The sequence below is a fragment of the Shewanella xiamenensis genome, from assembly GCF_014647135.1.
Lineage (GTDB): Bacteria > Pseudomonadota > Gammaproteobacteria > Enterobacterales > Shewanellaceae > Shewanella > Shewanella xiamenensis.
Genome location: NZ_BMOP01000003.1, coordinates 89,038 through 114,494, shown reverse-complemented (window position 1 = coordinate 114,494; position 25,457 = coordinate 89,038). Strand labels below are relative to the sequence as shown.

Genomic DNA, 25,457 nt, shown 5'->3' with positions numbered 1-25,457 from the left:
TGCTGGTTTGGCTCTCTTTGGCAAGTTCGCATAGTAGTGACATCACCTGTTTACCAGATTCGTCATCTAAGTTACCTGTGGGTTCGTCGGCCAGCAGTAAACTCGGATTGTGGGCTAATGCCCTGGCTATCGCGACCCGTTGTTGTTGTCCGCCGGAAAGCGCTTCAACCTGCCGGTTTAACAATGCCGCTAACCCGAGCTTTTCCACCAAATAATCGCACCAAGGATTCCAGCTATCACCGTTAAGGTGCAGGGAAAAGCCGATATTATTTTTAACATTCAGCGGAGTGAGTAAATTAAATTGCTGGAATACCACGCCTAAATGGGTACGCCTAAACTCACTCCATTGCTTATCTTGCCACTTGGTGGTGGATTGATGATTCAGCACTATCTGGCCACTGTCTGCCGTTTCAAAGCCCGCAATCAGATTCAGTAAAGTGCTTTTGCCGCTGCCACTTGGGCCGGTGAGTGCGATAGTCTCCCCTTGATGCAAAGTTAAATCGACCGCTTGCAGCACAGTGTGGCGCTGCTCGCCGTCGCGAAAACTTTTACTTACTTGGATAAGCTTGGCGACTTCTTTCATCTATCTCTTCCAATTGGGATTTTACCAACCTAGGCATTAGGCTAAAGATAAAGCATTTTATAATCCTATAGATACCGATATTTGGCCAAGTTAGATCAATTCACATCGATTAAGACTTAGGATTGAGCCTGTTTGAGTTTTCTGCGATTAACGGCTTGGCTCTCATTTCTGTGAGCAAATGGGCTTGAGCTATTGTGGTGTTTGTTGCATGCTGTGCGCCCTGTTAAAACGATAGCGGGCTATCGTTTTAACAATCCGTTCGGATGAAGGTAGCAGGAGAGTGGGGAATTAACCCCACACCGACGAGGCAACTTTGTTGTTGGAAGCATTCCATAAACAAAGCACTCTTTCAGGTGCCGCAAGGCGTGGACTGTTACTGGACGAGCCTCTGGAGAGACTACCGATTGCATTAACTTGCAATAATAGGTGGCGCCGAAGGCGAAAGTGTCGCAGTGTGTTAAGCGACGCGAAACGCTCAGGCAAAAGGACAGAGGAGAGGATGACTGCACAGTCCCTGTCGTTTGTCTTTGTGGACTATTTTCCTGCCGTTATTGGCTGGGGAGATGGTATTTCTTTAGGCTGGCAGCGATGTGTCACAGCCATTTCTTTTCCTCCTCCTTTATTAATTTAGTTGTTTAATAATTGAGGAATATCATGAGTTTTGAAGCCTTACTCAGCAGCCTAAACGGTATTGTCTGGGGTCCTATCACACTTTGTTTGTTAGTTGGCACAGGGATTTATCTCACTGCGCGACTAAAGCTTATCCAAGTATTTCGTCTGCCAATGGCGCTTAGCCTATTGTTCAAACCCGCTAAGGGGCATGGTGATCTATCGTCCTTCGCCGCGCTTTGTACTGCATTGTCTGCAACCATAGGTACGGGCAATATTGTTGGGGTCGCAACGGCGATTAAGATGGGCGGCCCTGGTGCGTTATTTTGGATGTGGCTTGCTGCCTTTTTTGGCATGGCGACTAAGTATGCCGAGTGTATGTTGGCGGTAAAATACCGCACTACGGATGCGCGTGGACAGATTGCCGGTGGCCCGATGTATTACATCGAGCGAGGCCTCGGTTTGCGTTGGATGGCGAAGTTATTTGCGCTGTTTGGCGTGGGGGTAGCGTTTTTCGGCATTGGGACTTTTGCTCAAGTGAATGCGATAAGTGATGCCTTAACTATCGCCTTTGATGTACCAACATGGGCGACTGCGCTAGTGCTAACCCTGCTGGTGGCGGCTGTCACCTTAGGTGGCGTCAAACGTATCTCCAATGTGGCGCAAAAGTTAGTACCGGCGATGTCAATTGGTTATGTGTTGGCCTGTGTGTGGATTTTAGTGGTTTTTGCCGATGCCATTCTACCCGCGTTGCAATTAGTGGTGGAGTCGGCTTTTACGCCAGTATCGGCTGCTGGGGGATTTTTAGGGGCGACCGTAGCGCAAGCGATTCAAATGGGGATTGCCCGCGGGGTATTTTCTAATGAGTCAGGCTTAGGTAGTGCGCCCATTGCTGCGGCTGCGGCAAAAACCAATGAGCCCGTCGAGCAGGGCTTAGTGAGTATGACGGGCACCTTTTTCGATACTATTATCATCTGCACTATGACGGGATTAGTGCTCATCATCACTGGGGTATGGAGCGGTGACACTGCGGGCGCGGCCATGACCAGTGCGGCGTTTAGCTTAGGCGGATCGGCTGCCATCGGCCAGTATTTAGTCACTATCGCCTTGGTCTGCTTTGCGTTTACGACCATTTTAGGCTGGCATTACTATGGTGAACGTTGCTGGTACTACTTAGTGGGCGAGCGCGGGCTGCGTGCCTATCAAATCTTGTTTTTAGGCCTGATTGCTGGTGGGGCTTTTATCAAATTGGATGTGATTTGGTTACTGGCTGATACGGTAAATGGCTTAATGGCCATACCTAATTTGATTGCGATTATTGGATTGCGGCACATTATCATTGCTGAAACGCAAAGCTATTTTGTTCGAACATTCACTAACCGTACGCTAAACCCTGTTTATTAATGTTGTGAAAACAATATATTAGTTCACATTATTTTAACTTTGAGATTGTCGCCACAGCGTTCTTCGTTTACTTTATAAGAGCTACCCCAAAAAAGGGGGGGACTTAAAACGGGGGCTTTGAGGCGACGCCATGGATAAAAGTAAACTTCGTACTTTCCGCAGCAAAATTTTATCCCATATTGCGCTGCCTTTGATTCTTATCATGGCGGCCGTTTATGGGATTACTTCATGGTTTAATTATCTTTCCCTTGAAAAGCGGCTTTACGATCATTTAGCTCAACAGTCGGCACATTCAGCCTCTCGATTGCAATTATTACTCGAACACGCTCAAACAAATACTCAAGGGCTTGCTGATTTTATTGGTTTTTTGGCTGACAAGAATGATATTAACGATTCTGATAAGCTGCAAAAAGTCTTAACTAATCGCCTCGAGCGTAACCCCGATTTTTATGGTTCTGCCGTTGCCTTTAAACCGGGCACTTTTCTCAATAAAAAACTTTTTTCTCCCTATGTATACCGCAGTGGTAATAGTTTCCATTATTTAGATATTGGCGCCGAGGGGTACGATTATACCGATGGGACTTGGGATTGGTGGACGCAAGCCATCAATAAGGTCGAAGGTTATTGGTCAAAAGCCTATTTCGACGAGGGTGCTGGTAATACTTTAATGATTACTTATGCGGTTCCTTTTGGAGTGCAGCCGAACTATTTTGGGGTTACAACCGTTGATTTGGCCTTAGATAGATTACCTGAGCAACTAGGGATAGCCCCTAATCGGCTGATGATATTAGATGAGCAAGGTCGGCTTATCTTTCATGGGGATAAAGAAAAGGTTTTAGCCACATCAGTCTCGGAATGGCTGGATAAAGGAAATCACAAAAATAATACCTTTGGCGCTTTGCTGGAAGATGGGCTGACTGGGCAAGCCAGTTTTGTTGATGATACTGGTACAGTTTATCTTGCCAGCATTGCAGAAGTGGCAAAGTTAAAATGGCACGTGGTTGTTATGGTGCCACAGCAGGAGTTATTTACCTCGCTACTGGACGATATTTCCTCAGTTGTCCTCAACTTAAGTTTATTAACCTTACTGCTGTTATTGACCTGCTATATCGCCGCTAAACGGTTAACTCGTCCACTGGAAACCCTTGAATCCGGCATTTTGGCTTTCGGTCAAGGTAAAACACAGCAGTTGGTTATCCCTAAAGGTGCGATTAGCGAGATAGTGACCTTAAGTGAAACCTTTAACAAAATGGCAGATCTGCTTGCTCAGCGTGAGCAAGCTATTTTAGATTCCCGCGGTAACCGCTTCGCTCGCTTGATCGATGGTATGAGCGATAAATCCTTTTATTGCTCACTTGATCCTGACGGACAACTTGCACAGGTCAGTGAAGGGGTAACCAAAGTATTGGGCATACCGCCCGAATTACTTAAGCGCAAATATCAAAGATTGTTTTCGGCCAATCCCCTTAATGAGAAAAACTGGGAATACACCGATCTGGCACTCAAAGGGCAGAACGTCCCTTCACATCAAGTTGAACTCATCGATTCAAAAGGTCAGTCAAGGCGGCTCGATGTTTTTATGCAGCCTTTAGTGTCAGATACTGGCGAGTTAATGTCGGTGGAGATGCTATTTACCGATGTGACAGAGCAATTTTCCGCCGCTGCTTGGTCTAGCGCGGTACTTGAGGCCGCACCTGAGGCCATGCTGATTGTCGATCAGAGTGGCCAAATAGTATTTAGCAATAGTCGCTGTCAGCAGCTCTTTGGTTATGACGCAAAAGCTATGTTGGGATTACAAATTGAAGCTTTGCTACCCGAAGATTTAAGGAGTCCCCATGCTAAAGAAAGATTACAGTTTCTACGTGAGGGGCGTGATAGGCCGATGGCAAATGCACGCCATGTGCGGGCACTTAAGTCTGATGGGGATGAGTTTGTTGCCGAAATCGCCTTAAGTATTTTACCGAGTGATTTTGATGGTCGTCGCCAAGTGGCCGCATCGATCCGTGATATGACCCAAAAAATAGCGGTTGAACAAAAAATCCGTGATAGTGAAGTTCGCTTCCGTGGTTTGGTAACCAATATTCCTGGGGCTGTCTACCGCACTCGCATCGGCGAGGAGTGGGTGATGGAATATGTCAGTGACAATATTGCCGATATTACCGGTTATGCCGCGAGCCAGTTTATTGAGAATCGTCAACGTAGCTTTGCTTCATTGATTTTGGAGGAAGATCGCGAGCTGTGTCATCAGCATATTGATAGAGCCCTCGCGCAGCAGGAAACCTTTGAGGTGGAATATCGTATTCGCCACCGTGACGGTAGCATCCGTTGGGTGCATGAAAAGGGCAAGGCGAGTTATACCGAAGAGGGTTTTCCCCTATGGTTTGACGGCAGTATTGACGATATAACCAAGAGTAAGTTAGCCATCGTCGAGCTTGAAGCTTCACGGCTGCAATTAACCAATATCACTGAGTCTATTCCTTGTACTGTGTATCAATTGCGCTGGGTTTCTCCTAGCGATCGCCGTTTTACCTTCCTTTCTGGCGCAGCATTTCACATGTTGGGCTTACACCGCGAAGATTTACTCAGTAACTTTAATATTATTGCTGAGCGGATTTTTGATGAGGAACGACCAGAAGTTATACGCGCGCTTGAGGGAATGAGTGACGATAAATTAAGCTGGATCCGCGAGTTCCGCTATCGTCATCCTAATGGTGGCATTCGCTGGATGGAAGCCGGAGCCAGTGGTCATTATGCCGATGATGGCGCCATTATCTGGAATGGCTATGTGATGGATGTGACTGAACGCAAGTCTATTGAAGAAGAACTTGCGGTCAGTGAGGCGCACTTTAAGGCCTTATTTGATGGGGCAACCATTGGTATCGTGAATGTCGATATCAAAGGACTTATCCTCGATTGTAATGATCAATTCTGTGAGGATATGGGGCTGAGCCGTAATGAATTACGTAGTACGCCTATTTTTGATGTCTTGAGTGCACAGGATAAAGAAGTTGCAAAAGCGCAGTTTAAGGAACTTGTAGAAGGTAAAGTTGATCACTACCGAGGGGAAAGAAGCTTTATTCGTCCCTCCGGTGAGCATTTATGGATGACAGTTAACGTTTCAAGCTTATTGGACAGCCAGAACCAATTTGAGTCAGCTGTGGTAAGCATGGTCGATATGACTGAGTTAAAACTGCTTTCAGAACAATTACTTGTTGCAAAGGAAGAGGCTGATGCCGCCAGTAAGGCAAAAGGCGACTTCCTCGCGAATATGTCCCATGAAATCCGCACGCCAATGAATGCCATTATCGGGATGTCGCAACTTTGCTTACAGACTGATCTAGACAAAAAACAGAAAAATTATCTCGAAAAAATTGAGCGCGCGTCGCAATCTTTATTATCAATCATTAACGATATCCTTGATTTTTCTAAGATTGAAGCTGGCAAGCTTGATATCGAAAATGTGCCTTTTCAACTCGATACCATGCTTGAAGATTTGAGCGATATCTTCTCCGAAAGGGCGGCTCAAAAGCAGATTGAATTGCTGTTTGCTGTCGCACCCAATGTTCCACGTTATCTGCTTGGCGATCCGTTGCGGTTGGGGCAAGTGCTGATCAACCTAATGAATAATGCGATCAAATTTACCGAAAGAGGAGAGGTATTACTGTCCCTCAGCTTGGTCGAGCAGCAAAACGATGATGTCATATTACGTTGTAGTGTGCGTGACAGTGGCATAGGGTTAACCCATGAACAACAAGCCAAACTGTTTAAGTCGTTTACGCAAGCAGACACGTCTACTACCCGTAAATATGGTGGTACAGGATTAGGGCTGGCGATTTGTAAACAACTGGTCGAATTAATGGGGGGAAGTATCGGGGTCGAAAGCCAGCAAGGCCATGGCAGTACTTTCTTTTTTACCGTTAAATTGCGCATCTCCAGTGGACAAAAGCTCATTGTAGGTCAAGAGCTTGAAGGTATGCTAGTATTAGTTGTCGACGACAATGCCACCGCAAGGGACATTATGCGAACCACTCTAGAGAGCATGGGCTTTCAAGTGGATACAGTGCGTTCTGGCGACGAGGCGGTGATGCGGTGCAGTCAGCAGGATTATGCTGTGGCATTGATTGATTGGAAAATGCCACATCTTGATGGGCTCGAAACCGCAAAACAAATCCTGCAACGGGCAAAAAAAGCGCCGCGTATCTTGATGGTATCAGCCCATGCGAATCAAGATTTCTTGACCCAAATCGAGCAACTTGGGTTAGCGGGCTACATCAGCAAACCTATCAGCGCATCAAGATTGCTTGATGGCATTATGAACGCACTTGGTCGCGCAGGGTTCCTACCCGTCAGGCGCCATCAAGACAGTATTGCGCCTGAGTTATTATTGCCCCTTAAAGGTAAGCGTATTCTGTTAGTCGAAGATAACGAAATGAACCTTGAGGTGGCGACCGAATTTTTAGAGCAAGTGGGGATTATTTTATCCATTGCCACCAACGGCCAAATTGCGTTGGATAAGTTAGCTCAACAGAGTTTTGATTTGGTATTGATGGATTGTCAAATGCCAGTGATGGATGGTTATCAGGCAACAAAAGCACTGAGACAAAGGCCCGAGTTAGCACAATTACCTGTGATAGCAATGACCGCCAATGCCATGGCTGGCGACAAGGAAATGTGTTTAAGAGCGGGAATGAATGATCATATCGCCAAGCCGATAGAGGTTAACTTACTGTATCAAACCCTCCTAAAATATTTAGGTGCACCGTTACCGCCTCAAGAGCTTATTAATGATTCACCTAAGCCTGTGAATATTGATGTTGATTCTGTCGTGAAATGGCCTGAACACCCTGAGCTTGATATTGATAGAGGCTTGCAGCTAGTGCAAAACTCCACGCGCCTTTACCAAAGGATCTTTGATCGTTTTGTGACTAGCCAACGTAATGTTGTCGAGCAAATCAACAAGGCCGTTGCCAGCAATAAACGTGAGGATGCGGTGCGAATGGCCCATACGCTTAAGGGACTTGCGGGCAATTTAAGTTCCACAACGCTTGCGGAATTGGCTCGGCAATTGGAACTTCACTTAAGTGAAAATACTGAGTTCCAAGCGGAGTTGGACCAAATCCAAACGTTAGTGGCATCGATTTGCCAAGCAATTGAAAAAGTTAAACCTGAGTTTGAAGAATCTAGTGGGCCGACGGCGGAGCATTTACCACCAGAAGCCCTCATTGAGGCCTTAACGCGATTACGCCAAAGTTTAGAAGAAGCGGATTCCGATGCAGTCGTCCAAATGGATGCACTTAAACCGCAAGTGAGTGCTCAGTTATGGCAGCAGTTGAGTCCAGCGCTAACGATGATTAATCAATATCAATTCGATGAGGCCGTCGAGTTGATTGATGAAGTACTTGTAGACTTAACGTAAAACGGTCAATTATGCGCAATATTGATCATTGATAAAGCCACTGGAAAGGTGAATGTGTTGATGGATAAGGCAACAATATTAGTCGTCGATGATACTCCAGAAAATATCGATATTTTGGTGGGCATACTCGGTGATGACTATAAGGTCAAAGTCGCGATTGATGGACCAAGGGCGCTAGCCCTTGTAGCCAAAACACTGCCTGATTTAATTTTACTCGATGTCATGATGCCCGGCATGAATGGTTATGAAGTCTGTAAGCAGCTTAAACAGGAGCCCTTAACTTGCCACATCCCTGTGATTTTTGTGACGGCATTATCTGAGGTTGCCGATGAAGCACAGGGCTTTGCCTTAGGTGCGGTTGACTACATTACCAAACCAGTCAGCGCTCCCGTGGTGAAGGCGCGAGTCAAAACTCATCTCGCGCTGTACGATCAAAAACGCTTGCTAGAGCAACAAGTTAAAGAACGTACCCAAGAGTTAGAAGAAACCCGCTTTGAAATCATTCGCCGTTTAGGTCGCGCCGCCGAATACAAAGACAACGAAACGGGTCTGCACGTTGTGCGTATGAGCCATTATGCGCGGCTGCTCGCTATCAAACTCGGTTTACCGAGTACTTTCTGTGAGTTGTTGTATAACGCGGCGCCTATGCATGACATTGGCAAAATCGGCACGCCCGATGCGGTACTGAAAAAGCCGGGTAAGCTCGATGCCGAAGAGTGGAAAATCATGCAGCAACATGCCGCCATTGGTGCTGAGATCATTGGTGAGCATGGCGACCCACTGCTGCAAATGGCGCGGCGTATCGCCTTAACCCACCATGAGAAATGGGATGGTTCGGGTTATCCTAATGGCTTGTCTGGGGAAAATATTCCGATCGAAGGTCGGATTGTGGCGATAGCGGACGTCTTTGACGCGCTGACTTCGCGCCGTCCTTACAAGGAGCCTTGGACAATAGAGGCCACGCTCGAGTTACTCGAAAGCCAAGCAGGGCAACACTTTGACCCTAAGCTGGTGGCCGAATTTAAGCAAATTCTGCCCGAGGTGGTGGCGATTCGAGATACTTATTTTGAACATTAAAGCAGAAAGGCGCCTAGGGCGCCTTTTTCAATACGATTCGCTTATCAGCGAGAAACTAGTCTTCGAGCGAGTAGGGCAATGCTTGAATATGTAAGCTAGATTGTTCGTCATCAGCGAAACGCAGTTTGGCGTCACTCTCGGTATCGTTGGCGAGCACTGCGGTGAGCAGCACTTGATTACCACGTTGAACAAATTCAATGATTTGTCCACCCTTGCGATAACCGTCTTCCAATTCTATCTCGATACCCGTTTCCAAATTGATATTTAAGGAAGTGGTGCCTTGAAGAATATAGAGCGCACGCTTGTTACCACCACGGTATTTCATCCGAGCCACAGTTTCTTGACCCATGTAGCAGCCTTTGTTAAAGCTAATGCCGTTAATAGCCTGTAGGTTACACATCTGCGGTACGTACTGATTAGCATGGCTTGGCGCTAGATTGGGGTAACCCGCAGCAATTTCTAATGCTTGCCAAGCACTGGCATCAAATACGGTATGCTCGGCAATGAGGGCGCTTGCGGCTTGTGGTTGTAGAACCAATATAAATCGATCCGCATCTTTTAAAATGGCGCCATGCTCGATGAGAGTGAGTTCCTGAGTGACTTCACCGTAGTGTTGGCTGACAAATTGTTTAGCCTGTTCACCCGCCACACCGAGTAATGTCCACTCATCAGAGGCATTGGTCAGGGTCGCCTTACTAAATACCGCATATTTTTGCAGTTGTGGCAGATCCACTGCAATAGTGTCCTTTGGCATCAACATCAACAGCGCATCTCGGATGGCAAAGGTGCGGAAGCTAGCCAGCATCTTTCCCTTAGGATCACAATGTGCGCCCCAGCGCCATTGGTTGGCTTCAAGTGAGCTGATATCTGTGGTCACTTGGCCATGGATAAAACTGCGGCCCTGTTCGCCAACCACTTTGATAAGGCCTAGGTGGGATAAGTTGGCGAGCATAAGTGGAGGCGTGGAGGCGTCCAGATCCCAATTGGGTGTCGAAACTGCAATAGTCATAGCGAGATCCTGAAAATGAAGGCGATGCAAGAGGCTTGATTGTAGCGGAATTCCTCTGGCCTCAAAAGCATAAGGCGCACATATCTTAAATGAAATGTGCGCCTTAGATGGGGGCAAACCCAAGCGGTTTAGGCTTTAGAACAACACGCGAGTACGCAGTGTGCCTTCAATGGCTTTAAGCTCAACCAAGGCTTCTTCTGCTTGGTGAGTGTCGACTTCCATTACCACATAACCGATTTCTGCCGTTGTTTGCAGATACTGAGCGGCAATGTTAATGCCTTTTTCAGAGAAGGCTTTGTTGATTTTGATCAGCACGCCTGGACGATTTTGGTGGATATGCAGTAGGCGAGAGGTACCTTTATGCATTGGCAGAGACACTTCAGGGAAGTTAACCGCAGATACGGTTGAACCGTTATCTGAGTATTTGGCTAATTTGCCTGCCACTTCGATACCGATATTTTCCTGTGCTTCGGCGGTGCTACCACCCACATGTGGCGTGAGTAGCACATTATCTAAACCGCGTAATGGGCTGATAAATTCATCATCATTCGATTGTGGCTCAATGGGGAAAACGTCAATCGCCGCGCCCGCAAGGTGACGCTCTTTGAGTGCAACCGTAAGCGCATCGATATCGACCACAGTACCGCGGGAAGCGTTGATAAAGATGCTGCCTTTACGCATAGCGGCGAATTCGGCAGTACTTATCATGTCTTTGGTTTGCGGCGTTTCAGGCACGTGCAAGCTTACTACATCGGACTGTGCCAGCAATTGCTCCATTGAATGGATTTGCTGGGCATTACCCAATGGCAATTTGTCTTCGATATCGAAGAACACCACACGCATGCCTAAGGTTTCTGCCAGGATCCCCAGCTGAGTTCCAATATGGCCATAGCCTATCACGCCTAAAGTTTTGCCACGGACTTCGTAACTGCCTGCGGCAGTTTTCATCCAACCACCACGATGGGCGATAGCGTTACGTTCAGGAATACCGCGCATCAGCATAATAATTTCGCCTAATACCAGTTCAGCTACGCTGCGGGTATTAGAAAAAGGGGCATTAAATACTGGGATACCGAGGGATTCGGCGGTCGCTAGATCCACTTGGTTAGTGCCGATACAGAAACAACCAATCGCAATTAATTTTTCGGCACGTTTTAATACATCGGCGGTGAGTTGGGTACGGGAACGAATACCAACAAAATGAGCATCTTTGATGGATTCATGCAGGGCTTCATCACCTAACGAGGCTTTGTGATACTCAATATTGGTGTATCCCGCGCGTTCAAACACATCTACCGCAGATTGGTGGACGCCTTCCAACAACAGGATTTTGATCTTATCCTTGTCAAGCGAATGTTTCGCCATGATATGGGTACCCTCTAATTAATTGAAGTGGTTCTTGTATGTTATGCTGACAACCTTGGCTCATCAAAGTAGCACTTTTTTTGCTCACTGTGGAGGGCTAGATGGCTAAAGTTAATATTCTAAAATTAGAACAATATCGCATAAGAGGAAGAAACATTGAATAATAAAATCGCTTGGTGCGGTATTTACCTCTCAGTTTTAGTCTGGTCGGCGATAAAACCTGCAGATACTTTCACTTGGTGGCTTGAAGCTTTACCTGCATTAGTGGCGGTTCCGCTATTATTTTTTACCCGCAAACGTTTTGAGCTAACCCCAATAGTGTATTTTTTAGTACTTGTACATTGTTGTGTGCTGTTTGTCGGTGCGCACTATACCTATGCTGAAGTGCCATTATTTGACACCATTGCCCAATGGATGGGCAGTGAACGTAACAATTACGACAAGGTCGGGCATTTCGCTCAAGGCTTTATTCCTACCATGTTGGCCCGTGAGATTATGTTACGCAATCAAGCCGTCAAACCCGGCGCTTGGTGCGCTTTTTTGGTCACTTGTTTTGTACTCGCTTTCAGTGCTTTCTATGAGCTTATTGAGTGGTGGGTGGCCGCTGCAACGGGGGAAGGTGCTGAGGCATTCTTAGGCACACAAGGTTACATGTGGGATACCCAATCGGATATGTTTTTAGCCTTGATAGGGGCCATTGTAGCGCTACTCAGTTTATCCCGTGTGCAGGATAAGCAAATCACTAAACTTCTGACTCAAGTCTAATCGTAGTCTTGAGAGCATCCAATCCCTTTTGAATGACATTCAAAGGGGATTTTTATTCCCCAAAATGTCATTTTTCGGTGTTAATTTTGTGTTTAAACTTTCGATTGATGTTTCCATTAACTAAGGTATAAAGACGAGTGTGATCTCCATCTCGTTTAGTATTAATTGCTAGCAATGAAATACTATTTAGGGAGTTAGTCGAATTTACTACATATAAATAGAGGTTATTAGTACATTTGGGTGATGGAATTCATATGGTAACTAGTCAAAATGGGCTATGTTAATGAGATGTACGCTGAGATTTAGGCAGATTTCATTAAGCCGGATAAAAAGATAATGGAATACTTTTCAGGGAGAAGAGTAAATTGGGTACTATCAATGAGTTAGTATTTTTACATCAAGTGGCGGCGCCTTGCCATTTAGCGATACTTGCTGAATCTATCGGATTGAAAACACGGATCGTTAAACATGCCTCAGCGTTAGAGTTAGATTTAGACAAAGGGCATCGCAGCTTTTGTTTAATCGCCCAGAAAGGTGCGGCCTTAGATAATAAAGGGATCCCTTTGCTGGCATCTCGTCTTGTCCCCCATATTCCTGTGGCTCTGTATCAAGTTGAGCGCAATTCCTTAGATCAAGAGTCAGCTATGCTGCTTGGCATACGCGGACTACTGTTTACTGACCAGCGTATGGATTTGATGTTGACCGGATTACGTAAAATGGTTGCCGACGAGCTTTGGTACGATAGAACTTTGCTCAGTAAGATGTTTCGTCGCGTGGTGCAAAAGTTGGATGGACAACATGATATGCCTGCCGACACTGTGGCCATGCTGCAAGCGCTTACCTCTAGAGAAAGAACCATCATTCAATTCGTTTCCAGCGGCGCGAGAAATAAGGAAATTGCCCATCGTCTTTGCATCAGTGAGCACACGGTAAAGGCGCATATTTCATCGATTTTCCGTAAAACCCAGTCACGAAATCGTGTCGAGTTATTAAGATGGGCTCAGACCTATCAAACCCATTTTGAGTTTTGTAGTTAATTGGTATCCTGTTTGAAAGCGAGCGGGTGCGTGGTGTGATACCCAAACGATAAGACGAATAGCGATGTACTTTTGCGTGTGATAGGCAAATAAAAACGGGAACATTATCAATGTTCCCGTTTTTATTTAGCCGCCTTCAACTTGAAGGCGACTCATATTTAAAGATTAGTACTGCACAACAGTCGCAACGTTCATATCACCATTTTGGGTTACGCTGATGCTGTTGTTGTTACCCGCTTGTGAGCCTAATACTAAGTTGTCATTACCTGTTTGGGAGATCATTAGGCTGTTGTTGTCACCACTCACGCCAAATGAGTTGGCAGCAAATGAACTACCGCTATCACCACCGACCCAGTTGCCGTTACCCGCTTGAGTGATTTCTGCTGAGTTTTCATCACCTTCGATGATTAAATCGATAAGGTTCAGATCGCCACGGTGTTGCAGTGCAGTTACATCGGCGTTGTTACCTGTTACGCTAATGATGGTCTCGTTTTGATCACCATCTTGCTCAACATCCACTTCGTTGTCGCTACCCACGGCATCCACATAAGCGAAGTTCGCATCACCTTCTTGACTGATTTCGATGCTGTTGTCTTCACCTGTTGCGAAGGCAACCAGCTCGTTGTTATCACCTTTAGAGGATAAGTCGAAGTCGTTGTCAGTACCGTAAGCGCCAAAGGTTGCGAAGTTAGCATCACCACGTTGTTTTAAGTCTACGTCGTTGCTATCGCCCCATACTTGGAACTCTGCACCGTTGCTGTCGCCTTTTTGCTTGATGGCAATATCATTATCATCACCTTGAATATCAGCAACTAAAGAATCACCAACTGTGTTGCTATCACCATCTTGAGCGATGTCGATAGTGTTATCATCACCCGTAGTCATAGAGAGGTAAGCAATGTTATTGCTGCCTTCTTGCTTCATGCTGATATCGTTTTCGCTACCGGCTAAGGCGTAAACAAAGCCAGTGTGGTTATCACCTTTTTGGTAGATATCAACACTGTTGTCGTTACCAGCGATGCCTTTGGCTGCACCAAAGTTATTGTTACCAATTTGTTCAACTGATACGTCGTTGTTGTTACCCACGTTGGCAGTCAGATCGAGTGCAATTAGACCCGCTTGGTTGCTGTTACCGTATTGTTTGATATCACCGTCGTTGTTGTCGCCTTGAACACGGAATACGGCAAGGTTTTCATCACCTTCTTGCTCAACAAATGCACTGTTTTCTGTGCCAGTGATTTCAACATAGCTTTCGTTCAGCTCACCTAATTGGCTAACTGAAACAAGGTTGTCGTTGCCCACGACATCGTTGCTGCTTTGGTTGAAGAAGCCGTCTTGAGTCACTTCAACTTCGTTATTATTGCCTTCCACATCAACAGAGGCTACGTGCCAATCTGTTTGTTGGCTAACAGTCACTTTGTTAGCATCGCCAGTTGAGTTGACTTGTGCTTCATGCCATACACCGTCTTGTAATACGGTGGCAACTTGGTCGTTACCCGTTTGGGTTACTGCTGCTGCGTTAATGACACCAGTTTGAGCGACTAAGGTATCTTGACCTTGGCCTGTTTGCTCAACGCTGATTTCGTTGACTGTGCTTGCTGCTAGCGCATTACCACTTAATCCCGCAGTAATGGCTAATGCAATCAATGACATTTTTGCTTGTGATTTCATGTGACTCTCCCTGTTTAATACTGAGTTATTGAGATTGCGGCACCGTCCGCAATCTGTTGAATCGAAAAATTGCCGCTTCCTAGCTGGTTCAATTGCACCAGGTTGTCATTACCAATCTGGGTAATCGAAGCCATATTTTTAGTGCCGACTTGTCGTAGTTGGACTTCATTATTGGTTCCAATCTGTGTCACAAGCGATACGTTATCGTTACCCGCTTGCGTCACATAGGCGCTGTTATCGTTCCCTGATTGAAACACTATCCCTTGGTTTGCCGTGCCTTGCTGCACTAGGTCGATAAGATTATCGCGCCCTGAACGCTCAATTAGCGCCTGCAGTGTGACGGGCAATTCACTGACATCTGCCGCATGGGATGATGTCAGGCAACTACATATCAAGAGCAGCAGTACCAAAAAGCGTGTTAATGGATTTGGCACAAGTGACTCCTTGCATGTATTGGTGTTTTGGTCAGAGCACAGACTCCTTCCAACTCAGGCATCAAGGTACGAGCCATAGTGCTTAGAGACAATTGGCCAAAAGGGTATTTATTTTTGAGGTGTAATTTAAATGCTAACCAGATTAACTTTTGTTAATTCCATGAATATCTTGTTTTTTGTCGATAAAACCCTGCGTTTAGGCAGTATTTACCTCACCGAGTTGGTCTAGTAGTTAAGTTGTATTTAGCGTGCAGCGTCTTTTTTAAATTGAAACATTATGGCAACAATTTGCAGGCAAACATGCTGGAAATTCGTCGTTTTTATCCATTTCACTTTGAATGGTGGCTGCGTAATTGCCGTTCCAGAATTTCAACGTAAAGGACTATAGGAAGCTTAAGTATGTCAATAAAACTCTCACCATTGGCGTTAGCAATTGCAGGAGCGATGACGTTGTCAGCGGTGCCTGCAATGGCAAAAGATGCACCAGTCTATGAAAAAGACGCCATCCTTGTGGTGTACAAAGATAATGTGACTAAAGCCGAACGTGCAGCAGCACAGCGTTTAATTCGCGGCACCTTAACCGATGCAAATGCTGATGGCGTAGACGATAAATTCCAGCATTTACTCAATGGTAAACTAGCCCGTTTAGCCCTGCGTAAAGGCGCTAATATTGAAGATGCGATTAAGGTGATTAGTCGTCATCCAGCGGTAAAATATGCAGAACCCAACTACATTCTTAAGGCGATAGGCACACCCGATGACCCAAGCTTTGCTAGCCTGTGGGGAATGAACAACACTGGCCAAAATGGTGGTACCGCCGATGCGGATATCGATGCGCCTGAAGCTTGGGAAATCACTACGGGTAGCTCAGATGTGGTGATTGGGGTTATCGATACTGGGGTAGATTACAATCACCCCGATCTGCAAGCCAACATGTGGGTTAACGCTGGCGAAATTCCAGGCAATGGTATTGATGATGATGGCAACGGCGTGATCGATGATATTCACGGTTACAGTGCGGTAAACGATAACGGTAACCCAATGGATGGTAATGGTCACGGTACTCACGTATCTGGCACTATTGGTGCTAAAGGCAACAATGGTGTAGGTGTCGTTGGGGTGAACTGGGACGTTAAAATTGCCGCGTGTCAGTTCCTTGATGCCGATGGCTATGGTTCTACAGCTGGCGCGATTGCATGTTTAGATTACTTTACGGATCTGAAGGTTAACCATGGCGTGGATATCAAAGCCACCAACAACTCTTGGGGCGGCGGTAGCTTTAGCCAAGCCTTAAAAGATGCGATTGAAGCGGGTGGTGAAGCAGGCATTTTATTCGTTGCAGCAGCGGGTAATGACGCGGTCGATAACGATGCGAGCCCACACTATCCTTCAAGTTACGATTCGGATGTGGTGTTGTCTATTGCCAGTACCGACCGTAATGACCGTATGTCAGATTTCTCCCAGTGGGGCTTAACCAGTGTCGATATGGGAGCACCAGGCTCCGCGATTCTCTCTACCGTTCCTGGTGGTGGTTACGCGACTTATTCTGGTACCTCTATGGCAACTCCACATGTCACGGGCGCCGCAGCTCTGGTGTGGTCGTTAAATCCAGACCTATCACCTGTGGCAATGAAAGAACTGCTGATGGCATCAGGTGATGCTAATGCAGATTTAACGGGTAAAACCGTGGCTGGTACTCGCCTCAATGTGGCTAACGCACTCGAGCAGGCTAACCCATCTCCTAGCTACAAGTTTACCGTATCGCCAGTATCACAATCTGTCGAAGCGGGTAGCACTGCAAGCTATAACTTTAGTGTTGGTAGCGTTGCTGGATGGGAAGGCGATGTGGCGCTTTCTGTCTCTGTTTCTCCAGCGCTAGAAGGTGTGTCCTTATCAGCCTCAACTGTTTCAGCTGGTGGTTCATTTACCTTAGATGTTGCGACAACGGCGCAAACAGCTTGGGGTGATTACAGCATTACAGTAACAGGTACCGATGGCACCATTGAAAAGGCTAAAGTCGTTTCACTGAATGTGTTCCCTCAAGGATTAAATGACTTTACCTATGGCAATGAGAATGCTGTTGCTATCCCTGATAACAATGCTAGTGGTATTGTGAGCACGATTGAAGTTACTGATGATGTGCAGATTTTTGGCGTGACCGCCGATGTCAATATCAGCCACACTTGGATTGGTGACTTACGCGTTGTGTTAACTTCACCAGCAGGTACTGAAGTGGTTCTACATAACCGTGATGGCGGCAGCGCTGACAACATTGTTAAGAGCTGGGACTTAAGCGCGTTTGATGGTGAAAACGCACGGGGTACTTGGTCATTATCAGTAGATGACAATGCAGCGGCTGACACTGGTACTCTTAATAACTGGGGCTTAGTGATCAGCGGCTTAGGCGAAGCATCTCCAGCGGCACCAGTGGCGGGCTTCGAGTATGCAGTTGAAGGTTTAAGTGTCGCCTTTACTAACACTAGTACCGATGCGAACGATGATATCGTGAGCTACAGCTGGGATTTTGGTGATGGTTCAACTTCAACTGAAATGAGCCCTAGCCATGTATTTGCTGCGGCAGGTACTTACACTGTGGCCCTCACTGTGACTGACTCAATGGAACACAGCAATACTGTGACCATGGAAGTTCAAGTTTATGAGCATAGTATCAACGCATCCGTCACTCGCGCATTGGTATCACGCCGTGGTAGCGCTATGGTAGATATTGAATGGGATAGTGCATTAGGCGAAAGTGTTGCTCTATACCGTGACGGTCAGTTAGTGGTGACAACTGAGAACGATGGCAACTATCGTGATCGCTTCACTACGTCAGCATCAAGTGTGACTTATCAAGTATGTGAAACCACTGGAACCTTATGTTCTGCGCCAGTAGTAGCACAATTCTAATTTAGTCATCAAAAATGAAGGCGACCTTTTGGTCGCCTTTTTGCTTTCAACCCCTAAACTAGCTGTTTAGTCGGTAGTGACCATTTACATTTAATGCTCAACTAATGCGTGTCATTTTTTTGGGGTTCTTCGTGTTCTACATTGGCATTTATTTGGGTTTTTCTATCCGATAATTGCTGTATAAGTTGGCTATTGATTGTGGTGAGTTTATCAAAATGATCATTAATCTTACTCAGTTGCTTTAAATAATCGGGATCACTTTTGTCTTTATTTTGCCAATATCGCTGCCGTTCTAGTTTCTGTAATTCACTGGCCCTTAGGATTTCAAAATAGCTATTCTCTTGTTTTAGGCTATAGATTTCACCGTCGAGTAATTGCAGCAGTTTCTTTGGGGGTAAGGAGTGATTATTTAACAAAGCTTGCAATGGGTCTACTTTGGTTTCACGTTTATCTGAATCAATTTCGTTGCTAATACCCAACTGATATTCAATTTTATGCTGACTGTATTCCTGCGGACAGGCGATTTGGCTAAAGATGACTTTATCGCCTTTGCGACATTTATAGACGGTATTTGCGAGCGCCGTGAGAGGCAAAAGCATACAAATAAGAGTCACTATGAGTCTTGCCATTCGACGACAAATCCTTTGTATACGCAATGAATGAAGTTATCACAATGGGTATTAAGCTAGAGTTAAATGGAGTTGTCTCACTTATCTCCCTTTAAACTTTAGCAGTTATAAATCCATGTAGTATAAACATATGTTACTTAACGTTAACATTGTTGAGTACTATGGCGTAAGTGAAAGAATAAAACCAGTTTTTTGACGCTGGAATTTATTTGACGCTTCACTGGAACGCCAGCAATACCAGCGTTCTGAGGTAATAAAAAAGGAGCCTAAGCTCCTTTTCTCAAATCTTAAATAGATGTTTAGCGATCAAAGCGCAGATTATCAATAAGACGCGCTTTACCTAAGTAAGCGGCCGCCAAAATCACCAGGGCTTGGTCCGTAGCTTCCGCATGGGCCAGTGTGGTGGCATGGCGAACTTCTAAATAATCCGGTGTAAAGCCTGCGGCGATAAGGCTCGCTTTGGCTTCTGCGGTGACTTGTTCGATACTCACGCCTTGCTTGATGCCTTGTGCCATGGCATCGATGGCCTTTTTCAGCGCGGGCGCTGCGGCTTTTTCTTCCGCCGTCAGGTAGCCATTGCGTGAACTCATGGCTAAACCCGAGGCTTCACGAATGGTATCAATGCCAATTATTTCAATCGGCAGCGACAAATCCTCAACCATAGTGCGGATCACTAACAGTTGTTGATAATCCTTGTTGCCAAAAAACGCGACATCGGGCTGCACTATGTTGAACAGTTTACAAACGATGGTCGCGACGCCACGGAAGTGGCCGGGACGACTGGCACCGCAGAGCACATCGGAGATCCCTGGGACTTCAACATAGGTTTGCTGCGTTAACCCTTTGGGGTAAATAATCGCAGGTGTTGGTGTAAACAACAGCTCGGCGCCCGCTGCGGTTAAGGCTTGGCTATCTGCCTCTAAGGTGCGCGGGTAGGCATCGAGATCTTCATTTTGCCCAAACTGCATGGGATTGACGAAGATAGAGACGACTACATGATCGCATTTCTTCGCCGCTTCTTTCACTAAGGTGATGTGTCCCTGATGGAGATTGCCCATGGTCGGCACAAAGGCGACAGTCTCGCCCTTGGCACGCCATGCTCGCACTTGAGTACGAATATCATCGATATGGGCGCTAGTGATCATTAACTCTTACCTTGCTAAAACCTAAAATGAGTAGTCTGTGTGCTTAGCACTATTTAGCTTAATGAGTGCTAGCACTCTTAGTTGAACGTGTGATCTGCACTCGGGAAGGTGCCATTGGCCACTTCTTCAATATAAGCGCGAACCGCCGAGCGGATTTCGCCCGTTTGCTTGAGGTAGTTCTTTGAAAAACGTGGAATATAACCACTCGAAATACCAAGCACGTCGTGCATCACCAGAATCTGACCATCGGTGCTGGCGCCCGCGCCAATGCCAATTACAGGGATAGTTAATGCTTGAGTAATGGCGGTAGCAAGCGATGCTGGAATACATTCAACCACTAACAGCTGCGCGCCTGCCGCCTCTAAGGCCTTGGCTTCATCGAGAATGCGCTGGGCATTTTCAGCATCGCGGCCCTGCACTTTAAAACCGCCAAAAACGTGTACCGATTGCGGGGTGAGGCCCAAGTGGGCGCAGACAGGAATACCGCGCTCGGTCAGTTTAGTAACCGTTTCGAGTAACCAGTGACCGCCTTCCAGCTTGACCATATTAGCACCCGCCTGCATGAGTGCGGTGGCGTTGTCCATGGCTTGTTCTGGCGTGGCGTAACTCATAAACGGCATGTCGGCGATCAGCAGTGATCGCTCGATACCGCGACGCACACAACGAGTGTGATAGGCGATTTCAGCTGTCGTGACGGGCAGTGTATCATCGTGGCCTTGCAGAACCATTCCCAAAGAATCGCCGACCAGTAGCACATCGATGCCTTCGCCGTCGAACGCGCTGGCAAAGCTGGCATCATAGGCTGTCAGAGCGGTGAATTTTCTACCTTCCTGTTTGTATTTCAACAGGGTTGAGCTAGTAACTTTAGACATATGGGTGATCTTCAAACCAAATGGAAGTGGTGTTATAAGCTAACTGGGGGCTGACTTCAATGATCATTGCCCAGTAGTTGTAACTCGGCCAAGAATTTTTCACTGATAAGGCTGTGTAGCGGCGTTTTACAGGGCAACACGAGATCGGGCGCAATGGCAGCTAAAGGAACTAGCACAAAGCTACGTTCTTTCATGCCATAGTGCGGCACTTTGAGTCTTGGCTCATCGATGATGGCGTCGCCATACAAGAGTAAGTCGAGATCTAATGTTCTGGGCCCCCAACGCTCTTGGCGTACACGGCCTTGGGTATTTTCAATGTGTTGCAGTGCATCTAATAAGGCCAGCGGGGCCAGCTGAGTTTCAAAGCCTGCAACAGCATTAATATAGTCAGGTTGCACAACCTCACCCATTGGCGTTGAACGGTAATAGGGAGATACCCTAAGACTTTGATTTTCAGCCAAGGTGGACAAGGCCGCTACGGCATTGTCCAGTTGTGCTTGGGGATCTTCAAGATTCGCTCCAAGGGCGACAAAGACTTGAGTCATTATTCTTCGGCTTTGGCTGCACTTGGGCGGCGACGGCGACGCTGAGGTGAATTGCGATTACGGCTGCTCGAGGCTTTATTACCGCTGCGGGCAATCGCCAAACGCTCGGTTTCATCCGCTTCAACAAACTGTTGCCACCAGGCTGCACTCTTGGCCAGATTGCCCCCTTCGACTTCGCCACGCAGTAACAGTAAGTCGTATGCCGCTCTAAACTTAGGATGCTCTAACAGTTTAAAGGCGCGCGTGCCTTGGCTGCGTTCAAAGCGAAGTTGTAGTTGCCAGATATCCTTAGCTGGTGTGCTAAAACGGCGAGGAATACTAATGGTTTGGCATTGCTGCTCCATCACATCGCCCATAGCGGCGAAAAAGGCATCATATAAAGTAAGGCCACTTTCAACAGCAATATCTTCGGCGCGTTGGCGCAGTGGATACCAGAGAATCGCCGCATAGAAAAACGATGGCGTGACGGGCTTATCTTCATTAACGCGATCATCCGTACTCTTCATAATGGCTTGCACCATCTTCATTGCCGGACCTTTAGGCGCTTCTTTTAATAGGGCGTTAACCTGAGGAAATAGGGGCGCAAACAGTTTATATTCCTGCATCATCTCAAAGTTTGCCATGGCTTTGCCTGCGAAGAAGAGTTTGAGCACTTCTTCATACATGCGGGCGGCAGGAATATCTTTGAGCAGTGGTGCTAACTGTTTGATTGGTTTAGCAGTTACTTCATCGATTGTCATGCTGAGCTTAGTGGCAAAACGCACGGCTCTGAGCATTCGCACTGGATCTTCGCGGTAACGGGTTTCGGGATCGCCAATCAGCCTTAAGGTGCCGGCTTTAAGATCTTCCATGCCACCGCCATAGCTGCGGATAGAGTAGTCGCTAATATCGTAGTAAAGGGCGTTGACGGTAAAATCGCGGCGCTCGGCGTCTTCGTCGATTTCTCCGTACACGTTATCCCTGAGCAAACGCCCTTCGGCATTGGCTTTGGAAATCTTTTCATTGCTTTCACCGTGGTGGCCACGGAAAGTCGCCACTTCAATCACATCGCGGCCAAACACAATATGGGCAAGGCGGAATCGACGACCAACAACACGGCAATTGCGGAACAGTTTTTTGATTTCTTCCGGCGTTGCATTGGTAACTACGTCAAAATCTTTCGGTTCAAGCCCAAGGAGCAAATCCCGTACACCCCCACCGACTAAATAGGCTTGGAAACCAGCTTTATTCAGTCGATATAGTACCTTAAGCGCATTTTCACTGATTTGCTTTCGGGAAATGGTGTGCGCATCCCGAGGCACGATCGCCAAGCTTAAGCCGCCAGATGTGAGTTCGGGCGTTTGGGGTTCAATCTGAGCTGGAGTTGGAGCGGTCGTTTTAGGCGCGTCTTCAAATAGCTGCTTGCAGAATTGGCTAATACGGCGAAAAATGGGACACCTCGGAATGTATCTGTTATGTGATTAAAAATCTGGCGGCTATGATATACCAATTGCGTCCCGATGGGTATATCGCGATTTTTGAGCTATGCCACGACTTAGCGCTGATAACATGATGCTTTTAGGTCGAGAACTTGCCCGTCAGGCTTTAAGGGGCGATCAGGATTTCCCGCTGTTTAGGGATTGCCGTCAGTTTAAACTGGGACACTGCCTGGGCCAGCATTTGCGGCGCAGTTGTGAGCTCTACTGGTGCTTGGCCCAAAAAGGCGAGGGCTGCATTGAGACTCGCTTGCGGATGCTGTTTATCGATAGCCTGCGCGTGATTTTGTTTTGACAGCTTAAAACCCGGACTTAAACTGGCGAGCGGTAAGTGCAACCACTGCGGCGCGCTTAGGCCAAAGGTTTGATATAGGCTTAATTGGCGACAACTGGCTTCGATTAAATCGTAGCCCCGCACCACCTCGGTAATGCCTTGGTAGGCGTCATCCAGCACTACGGCGAGTTGATAGGCATAAAGTCCATCACTACGTTTGATAATAAAATCTTCAGCAGCAAAGGCCCGATCTACAATCACTTTTCCCATCAGGTTATCGGTAAACTCGGCCACTTGAGCGCGATTAACTAGCCGAACCGCACCACTGTGATGTGGCGTGGCTAACCGATGGCAGCGGCCATCGTAAATCCCACCCATGGCTTGAATTTGTTTGCGGCTGCATTGGCAGAAGTAGGCGTTATCCTCAGCGAGTAACTCATCGAGTTTGGCCTGATAGGCCTCGGTGCGCGCACTCTGGTACAGCACCGCATCGTCCCATTCGAAACCATAAGCCTCTAAGGTGCGTAAAATATCATCGGCGGCGCCTGCAACTTCCCTAGGTGGATCAATATCCTCAACGCGTATTAACCACTTTCCTCCCTCTGAGCGCGCCCGCAGATAACTACCAAGGGCGGCGACTAGCGAGCCAAAATGCAATGCTCCTGAGGGCGAAGGCGCAAAACGGCCAACATAAGGATGTAAAGCGGAAGTGTTGCAAGAGTGAGTCGCCATCATAGGAATTTGCAGGAATAACCAGTCAAAGTGGCTGTATTTTAGGGGGATACTAACAAAAAAGCGAAGTGAAACGAGAGGATGTTTATGCAAGATGCACAAACAAGTAGGCGGGGAACTCCCCGCCTAGGATGGCCGATTAACCCGCCATTTGCTTCTCTTTGATCTCTGCAAGCGTTTTACAGTCGATACACTGATCGGCTGTTGGACGCGCTTCGAGACGGCGAATGCCGATTTCGATACCGCAAGAATCGCAGAAGCCAAAATCGTCTTCTTCGATTTTCTGGAGAGTTTTTTCGATCTTCTTGATCAGTTTACGTTCTCTGTCACGCGCACGTAATTCGAGACTGAACTCTTCTTCCTGCGCTGCACGGTCTACAGGATCGGGAAAGTTTGCTGCTTCATCCTGCATATGACTCAGAGTACGGTCGACCTCCTCACGCAACTGATTGCGCCAAGCTTCAAGAATGATCTTGAAGTGACCCAGTTGCTTAGCGTTCATATACTCCTCACCGGGTTTTTCCTGGTAGGGACTTACACCTGCGATAGCGAGTACGCCAAGTTTTTTGGTGCCTTCAGGCATAACGCATCTCCTGTCATCATTTGCGTTTGTAGGGCGTCCTTAAGAACGGCCGCTATCTATATCAGAATCTTTACAACGAGGCAAATTTTTCGTTTCACCTTGACAGAATTTTTTGACTGCCTTCGCTAATTGAAATGAAAAAGTATTTTACTCAATCTTAACATCATACTCGGACTGGGCATGATTGGGCCAGATGTATCTCATCGGGGGATATTTCGCAGCGATACGCTAGCACTTCTACACCTGATAAAATAGCTTTTTTCAATAGGTTAGAATACTCAGGGTCAATGTGTGTCGCTGGTGCAACACTCATAATGTCAGTATGTTGCACCACAAATAGCAATACGGCTCTGTACCCAAGGCTGGCCATGTGCATTAATTCCCGCAGATGTTTTTGGCCGCGAAGACTCACTGCATCGGGGAAATAACCTTGGCCATCCTCAAGCAAAGTACAACTTTTGACTTCTATATAGCAGGCGGGTTTTTGAGCGGCTTCCAGCAAGATATCGATACGGCTGTTTTCATCTCCGTACTTCACTTCGCGGCTTAAGCTGTCATAGCCTGCGAGTTCGGTGATGACACCTTTATTAAGCGCCTCCTCGACTAGGGCGTTGGCATTGCCCGAATGAATGCCAATAAGGCCACCTGCTGGTGTAGTCATTAACTCCCATGTGTTGGCATATTTGCGCTTAGGGTTGCTGGAGGTGGAAAACCACACAGTTTCACCGGGGAACAGGCAGTTGCGCATTGAGCCAGTATTGGGGCAATGCAGGGTGATTTCACTGCCGTCTTCGAGTTGAATATCGGCGAGAAAACGTTTGTAGCGCTTAAGTAGCTTTCCCGATTTCAGTGCTGGAGTAAAGTGCATGTGATCCCTGTAGCTAGTTGATTCTGGGGCCAAAGATTAACAAATTTCGCAAATGTT

Annotated in this window: 18 protein-coding genes, 1 pseudogene and 1 riboswitch; of the genes and pseudogenes, 6 read left to right on the top strand and 13 right to left on the bottom strand. The window is 46.9% G+C overall.

The window, feature by feature from the left end:
* Nucleotides 1-61 precede the first annotated feature (61 nt).
* Nucleotides 62-583, bottom strand: a pseudogene (locus IEY09_RS03705) (ABC transporter ATP-binding protein); the annotation flags it as partial.
* Between the two features lie 378 nt (nt 584-961).
* Nucleotides 962-1,084, top strand: a riboswitch (glycine riboswitch).
* Between the two features lie 153 nt (nt 1,085-1,237).
* Here IEY09_RS03705 and IEY09_RS03700 point away from each other — a divergent pair.
* The 3 genes from IEY09_RS03700 to IEY09_RS03690 all read left to right on the top strand — a co-directional run bounded on the left by IEY09_RS03700 (nt 1,238) and on the right by IEY09_RS03690 (nt 9,089).
* Nucleotides 1,238-2,596, top strand: coding sequence for an alanine/glycine:cation symporter family protein (locus IEY09_RS03700; protein WP_144345424.1), 1,359 nt, complete (start codon nt 1,238-1,240; stop codon nt 2,594-2,596).
* 130 nt (nt 2,597-2,726) lie between these two features.
* Entirely contained in the window at nt 2,727-8,012 is a 5,286-nt protein-coding gene (locus IEY09_RS03695) for a PAS domain S-box protein (protein WP_188869897.1), read from the top strand.
* Nucleotides 8,013-8,072: 60 nt separating this feature from the next.
* The gene (locus IEY09_RS03690; RefSeq protein ID WP_037414530.1) at nt 8,073-9,089 is read left to right on the top strand and encodes a response regulator; all 1,017 of its coding nucleotides are present in this window, start codon (nt 8,073-8,075) and stop codon (nt 9,087-9,089) included.
* Nucleotides 9,090-9,144: 55 nt separating this feature from the next.
* Here the strand turns inward: IEY09_RS03690 and ygfZ are convergent, their stop codons facing one another.
* The gene (ygfZ, locus tag IEY09_RS03685; protein WP_055648171.1) at nt 9,145-10,098 is read right to left on the bottom strand and encodes a tRNA-modifying protein YgfZ; all 954 of its coding nucleotides are present in this window, start codon (nt 10,096-10,098) and stop codon (nt 9,145-9,147) included.
* A gap of 135 nt (nt 10,099-10,233) precedes the next feature.
* Nucleotides 10,234-11,463: a phosphoglycerate dehydrogenase gene (gene serA / locus IEY09_RS03680; protein ID WP_037414534.1), complete on the bottom strand. Its 1,230-nt coding sequence runs from the start codon at nt 11,461-11,463 to the stop codon at nt 10,234-10,236.
* A gap of 156 nt (nt 11,464-11,619) precedes the next feature.
* On the opposite strand from serA, the gene IEY09_RS03675 reads away from it, so the two are divergent.
* Both IEY09_RS03675 and IEY09_RS03670 read left to right on the top strand, forming a co-directional pair.
* Nucleotides 11,620-12,228, top strand: a complete 609-nt coding sequence (locus IEY09_RS03675) for a DUF2238 domain-containing protein (protein WP_188869895.1) — start codon at nt 11,620-11,622, stop codon at nt 12,226-12,228.
* Between the two features lie 365 nt (nt 12,229-12,593).
* Nucleotides 12,594-13,265: a helix-turn-helix transcriptional regulator gene (locus IEY09_RS03670; RefSeq protein ID WP_188869893.1), complete on the top strand. Its 672-nt coding sequence runs from the start codon at nt 12,594-12,596 to the stop codon at nt 13,263-13,265.
* Between the two features lie 165 nt (nt 13,266-13,430).
* Here IEY09_RS03670 and IEY09_RS03665 read toward each other — a convergent pair whose 3' ends face one another.
* Together IEY09_RS03665 and IEY09_RS03660 are read right to left on the bottom strand one after the other, a co-directional pair.
* The gene (locus IEY09_RS03665) at nt 13,431-14,936 is read right to left on the bottom strand and encodes a curlin (protein WP_037414540.1); all 1,506 of its coding nucleotides are present in this window, start codon (nt 14,934-14,936) and stop codon (nt 13,431-13,433) included.
* 14 nt (nt 14,937-14,950) lie between these two features.
* The gene (locus tag IEY09_RS03660) at nt 14,951-15,370 is read right to left on the bottom strand and encodes a curlin (RefSeq protein WP_037414543.1); all 420 of its coding nucleotides are present in this window, start codon (nt 15,368-15,370) and stop codon (nt 14,951-14,953) included.
* Between the two features lie 399 nt (nt 15,371-15,769).
* Here IEY09_RS03660 and IEY09_RS03655 point away from each other — a divergent pair, with 399 nt between their 5' ends.
* Nucleotides 15,770-18,277: a S8 family serine peptidase gene (locus tag IEY09_RS03655; protein ID WP_188869891.1), complete on the top strand. Its 2,508-nt coding sequence runs from the start codon at nt 15,770-15,772 to the stop codon at nt 18,275-18,277.
* A gap of 101 nt (nt 18,278-18,378) precedes the next feature.
* On the opposite strand, the gene IEY09_RS03650 is transcribed toward IEY09_RS03655, so the two are convergent.
* The 8 genes from IEY09_RS03650 to sfsA all read right to left on the bottom strand — a co-directional run bounded on the left by IEY09_RS03650 (nt 18,379) and on the right by sfsA (nt 25,400).
* Complete coding sequence (locus IEY09_RS03650) at nt 18,379-18,906, bottom strand: DUF4124 domain-containing protein (protein ID WP_188869889.1); 528 nt, start codon at nt 18,904-18,906, stop codon at nt 18,379-18,381.
* A gap of 299 nt (nt 18,907-19,205) precedes the next feature.
* Nucleotides 19,206-20,051 carry a pantoate--beta-alanine ligase gene (gene panC, locus IEY09_RS03645; RefSeq protein ID WP_188869887.1) on the bottom strand — a complete coding sequence of 282 codons (846 nt, stop codon included), beginning with the start codon at nt 20,049-20,051 and terminating at the stop codon, nt 19,206-19,208.
* 77 nt (nt 20,052-20,128) lie between these two features.
* Nucleotides 20,129-20,923: a 3-methyl-2-oxobutanoate hydroxymethyltransferase gene (gene panB / locus IEY09_RS03640; protein ID WP_069453503.1), complete on the bottom strand. Its 795-nt coding sequence runs from the start codon at nt 20,921-20,923 to the stop codon at nt 20,129-20,131.
* 56 nt (nt 20,924-20,979) lie between these two features.
* Nucleotides 20,980-21,468: a 2-amino-4-hydroxy-6-hydroxymethyldihydropteridine diphosphokinase gene (gene folK, locus IEY09_RS03635; RefSeq protein ID WP_088586095.1), complete on the bottom strand. Its 489-nt coding sequence runs from the start codon at nt 21,466-21,468 to the stop codon at nt 20,980-20,982.
* Entirely contained in the window at nt 21,468-22,769 is a 1,302-nt protein-coding gene (locus tag IEY09_RS03630; protein WP_229777689.1) for a polynucleotide adenylyltransferase PcnB, read from the bottom strand. Before IEY09_RS03630 ends, folK begins: the two co-directional genes overlap by 1 nt.
* A 283-nt stretch (nt 22,770-23,052) precedes the next feature.
* Nucleotides 23,053-23,949: a tRNA glutamyl-Q(34) synthetase GluQRS gene (gene gluQRS, locus IEY09_RS03625; RefSeq protein WP_188870078.1), complete on the bottom strand. Its 897-nt coding sequence runs from the start codon at nt 23,947-23,949 to the stop codon at nt 23,053-23,055.
* A gap of 139 nt (nt 23,950-24,088) precedes the next feature.
* The gene (gene dksA, locus IEY09_RS03620) at nt 24,089-24,532 is read right to left on the bottom strand and encodes an RNA polymerase-binding protein DksA (RefSeq protein WP_037414555.1); all 444 of its coding nucleotides are present in this window, start codon (nt 24,530-24,532) and stop codon (nt 24,089-24,091) included.
* A gap of 163 nt (nt 24,533-24,695) precedes the next feature.
* Nucleotides 24,696-25,400: a DNA/RNA nuclease SfsA gene (gene sfsA, locus IEY09_RS03615; RefSeq protein ID WP_188869885.1), complete on the bottom strand. Its 705-nt coding sequence runs from the start codon at nt 25,398-25,400 to the stop codon at nt 24,696-24,698.
* Between the last annotated feature and the right edge of the window lie 57 nt (nt 25,401-25,457).

What these genes read in the sequence shown, in the direction of transcription:
- serA (WP_037414534.1), bottom strand. Translation starts at nt 11,463, where the DNA reads ATGGCGAAACATTCGCTTGACAAGGATAAGATCAAAATCCTGTTGTTG.
- gluQRS (WP_188870078.1), bottom strand. Translation starts at nt 23,949, where the DNA reads ATGGCGACTCACTCTTGCAACACTTCCGCTTTACATCCTTATGTTGGC.
- IEY09_RS03700 (WP_144345424.1), top strand. Translation starts at nt 1,238, where the DNA reads ATGAGTTTTGAAGCCTTACTCAGCAGCCTAAACGGTATTGTCTGGGGT.
- ygfZ (WP_055648171.1), bottom strand. Translation starts at nt 10,098, where the DNA reads ATGACTATTGCAGTTTCGACACCCAATTGGGATCTGGACGCCTCCACG.
- IEY09_RS03695 (WP_188869897.1), top strand. Translation starts at nt 2,727, where the DNA reads ATGGATAAAAGTAAACTTCGTACTTTCCGCAGCAAAATTTTATCCCAT.
- sfsA (WP_188869885.1), bottom strand. Translation starts at nt 25,400, where the DNA reads ATGCACTTTACTCCAGCACTGAAATCGGGAAAGCTACTTAAGCGCTAC.
- panB (WP_069453503.1), bottom strand. Translation starts at nt 20,923, where the DNA reads ATGTCTAAAGTTACTAGCTCAACCCTGTTGAAATACAAACAGGAAGGT.
- IEY09_RS03665 (WP_037414540.1), bottom strand. Translation starts at nt 14,936, where the DNA reads ATGAAATCACAAGCAAAAATGTCATTGATTGCATTAGCCATTACTGCG.
- IEY09_RS03655 (WP_188869891.1), top strand. Translation starts at nt 15,770, where the DNA reads ATGTCAATAAAACTCTCACCATTGGCGTTAGCAATTGCAGGAGCGATG.
- panC (WP_188869887.1), bottom strand. Translation starts at nt 20,051, where the DNA reads ATGATCACTAGCGCCCATATCGATGATATTCGTACTCAAGTGCGAGCA.
- IEY09_RS03690 (WP_037414530.1), top strand. Translation starts at nt 8,073, where the DNA reads ATGGATAAGGCAACAATATTAGTCGTCGATGATACTCCAGAAAATATC.
- folK (WP_088586095.1), bottom strand. Translation starts at nt 21,468, where the DNA reads ATGACTCAAGTCTTTGTCGCCCTTGGAGCGAATCTTGAAGATCCCCAA.
- dksA (WP_037414555.1), bottom strand. Translation starts at nt 24,532, where the DNA reads ATGCCTGAAGGCACCAAAAAACTTGGCGTACTCGCTATCGCAGGTGTA.
- IEY09_RS03650 (WP_188869889.1), bottom strand. Translation starts at nt 18,906, where the DNA reads ATGGCAAGACTCATAGTGACTCTTATTTGTATGCTTTTGCCTCTCACG.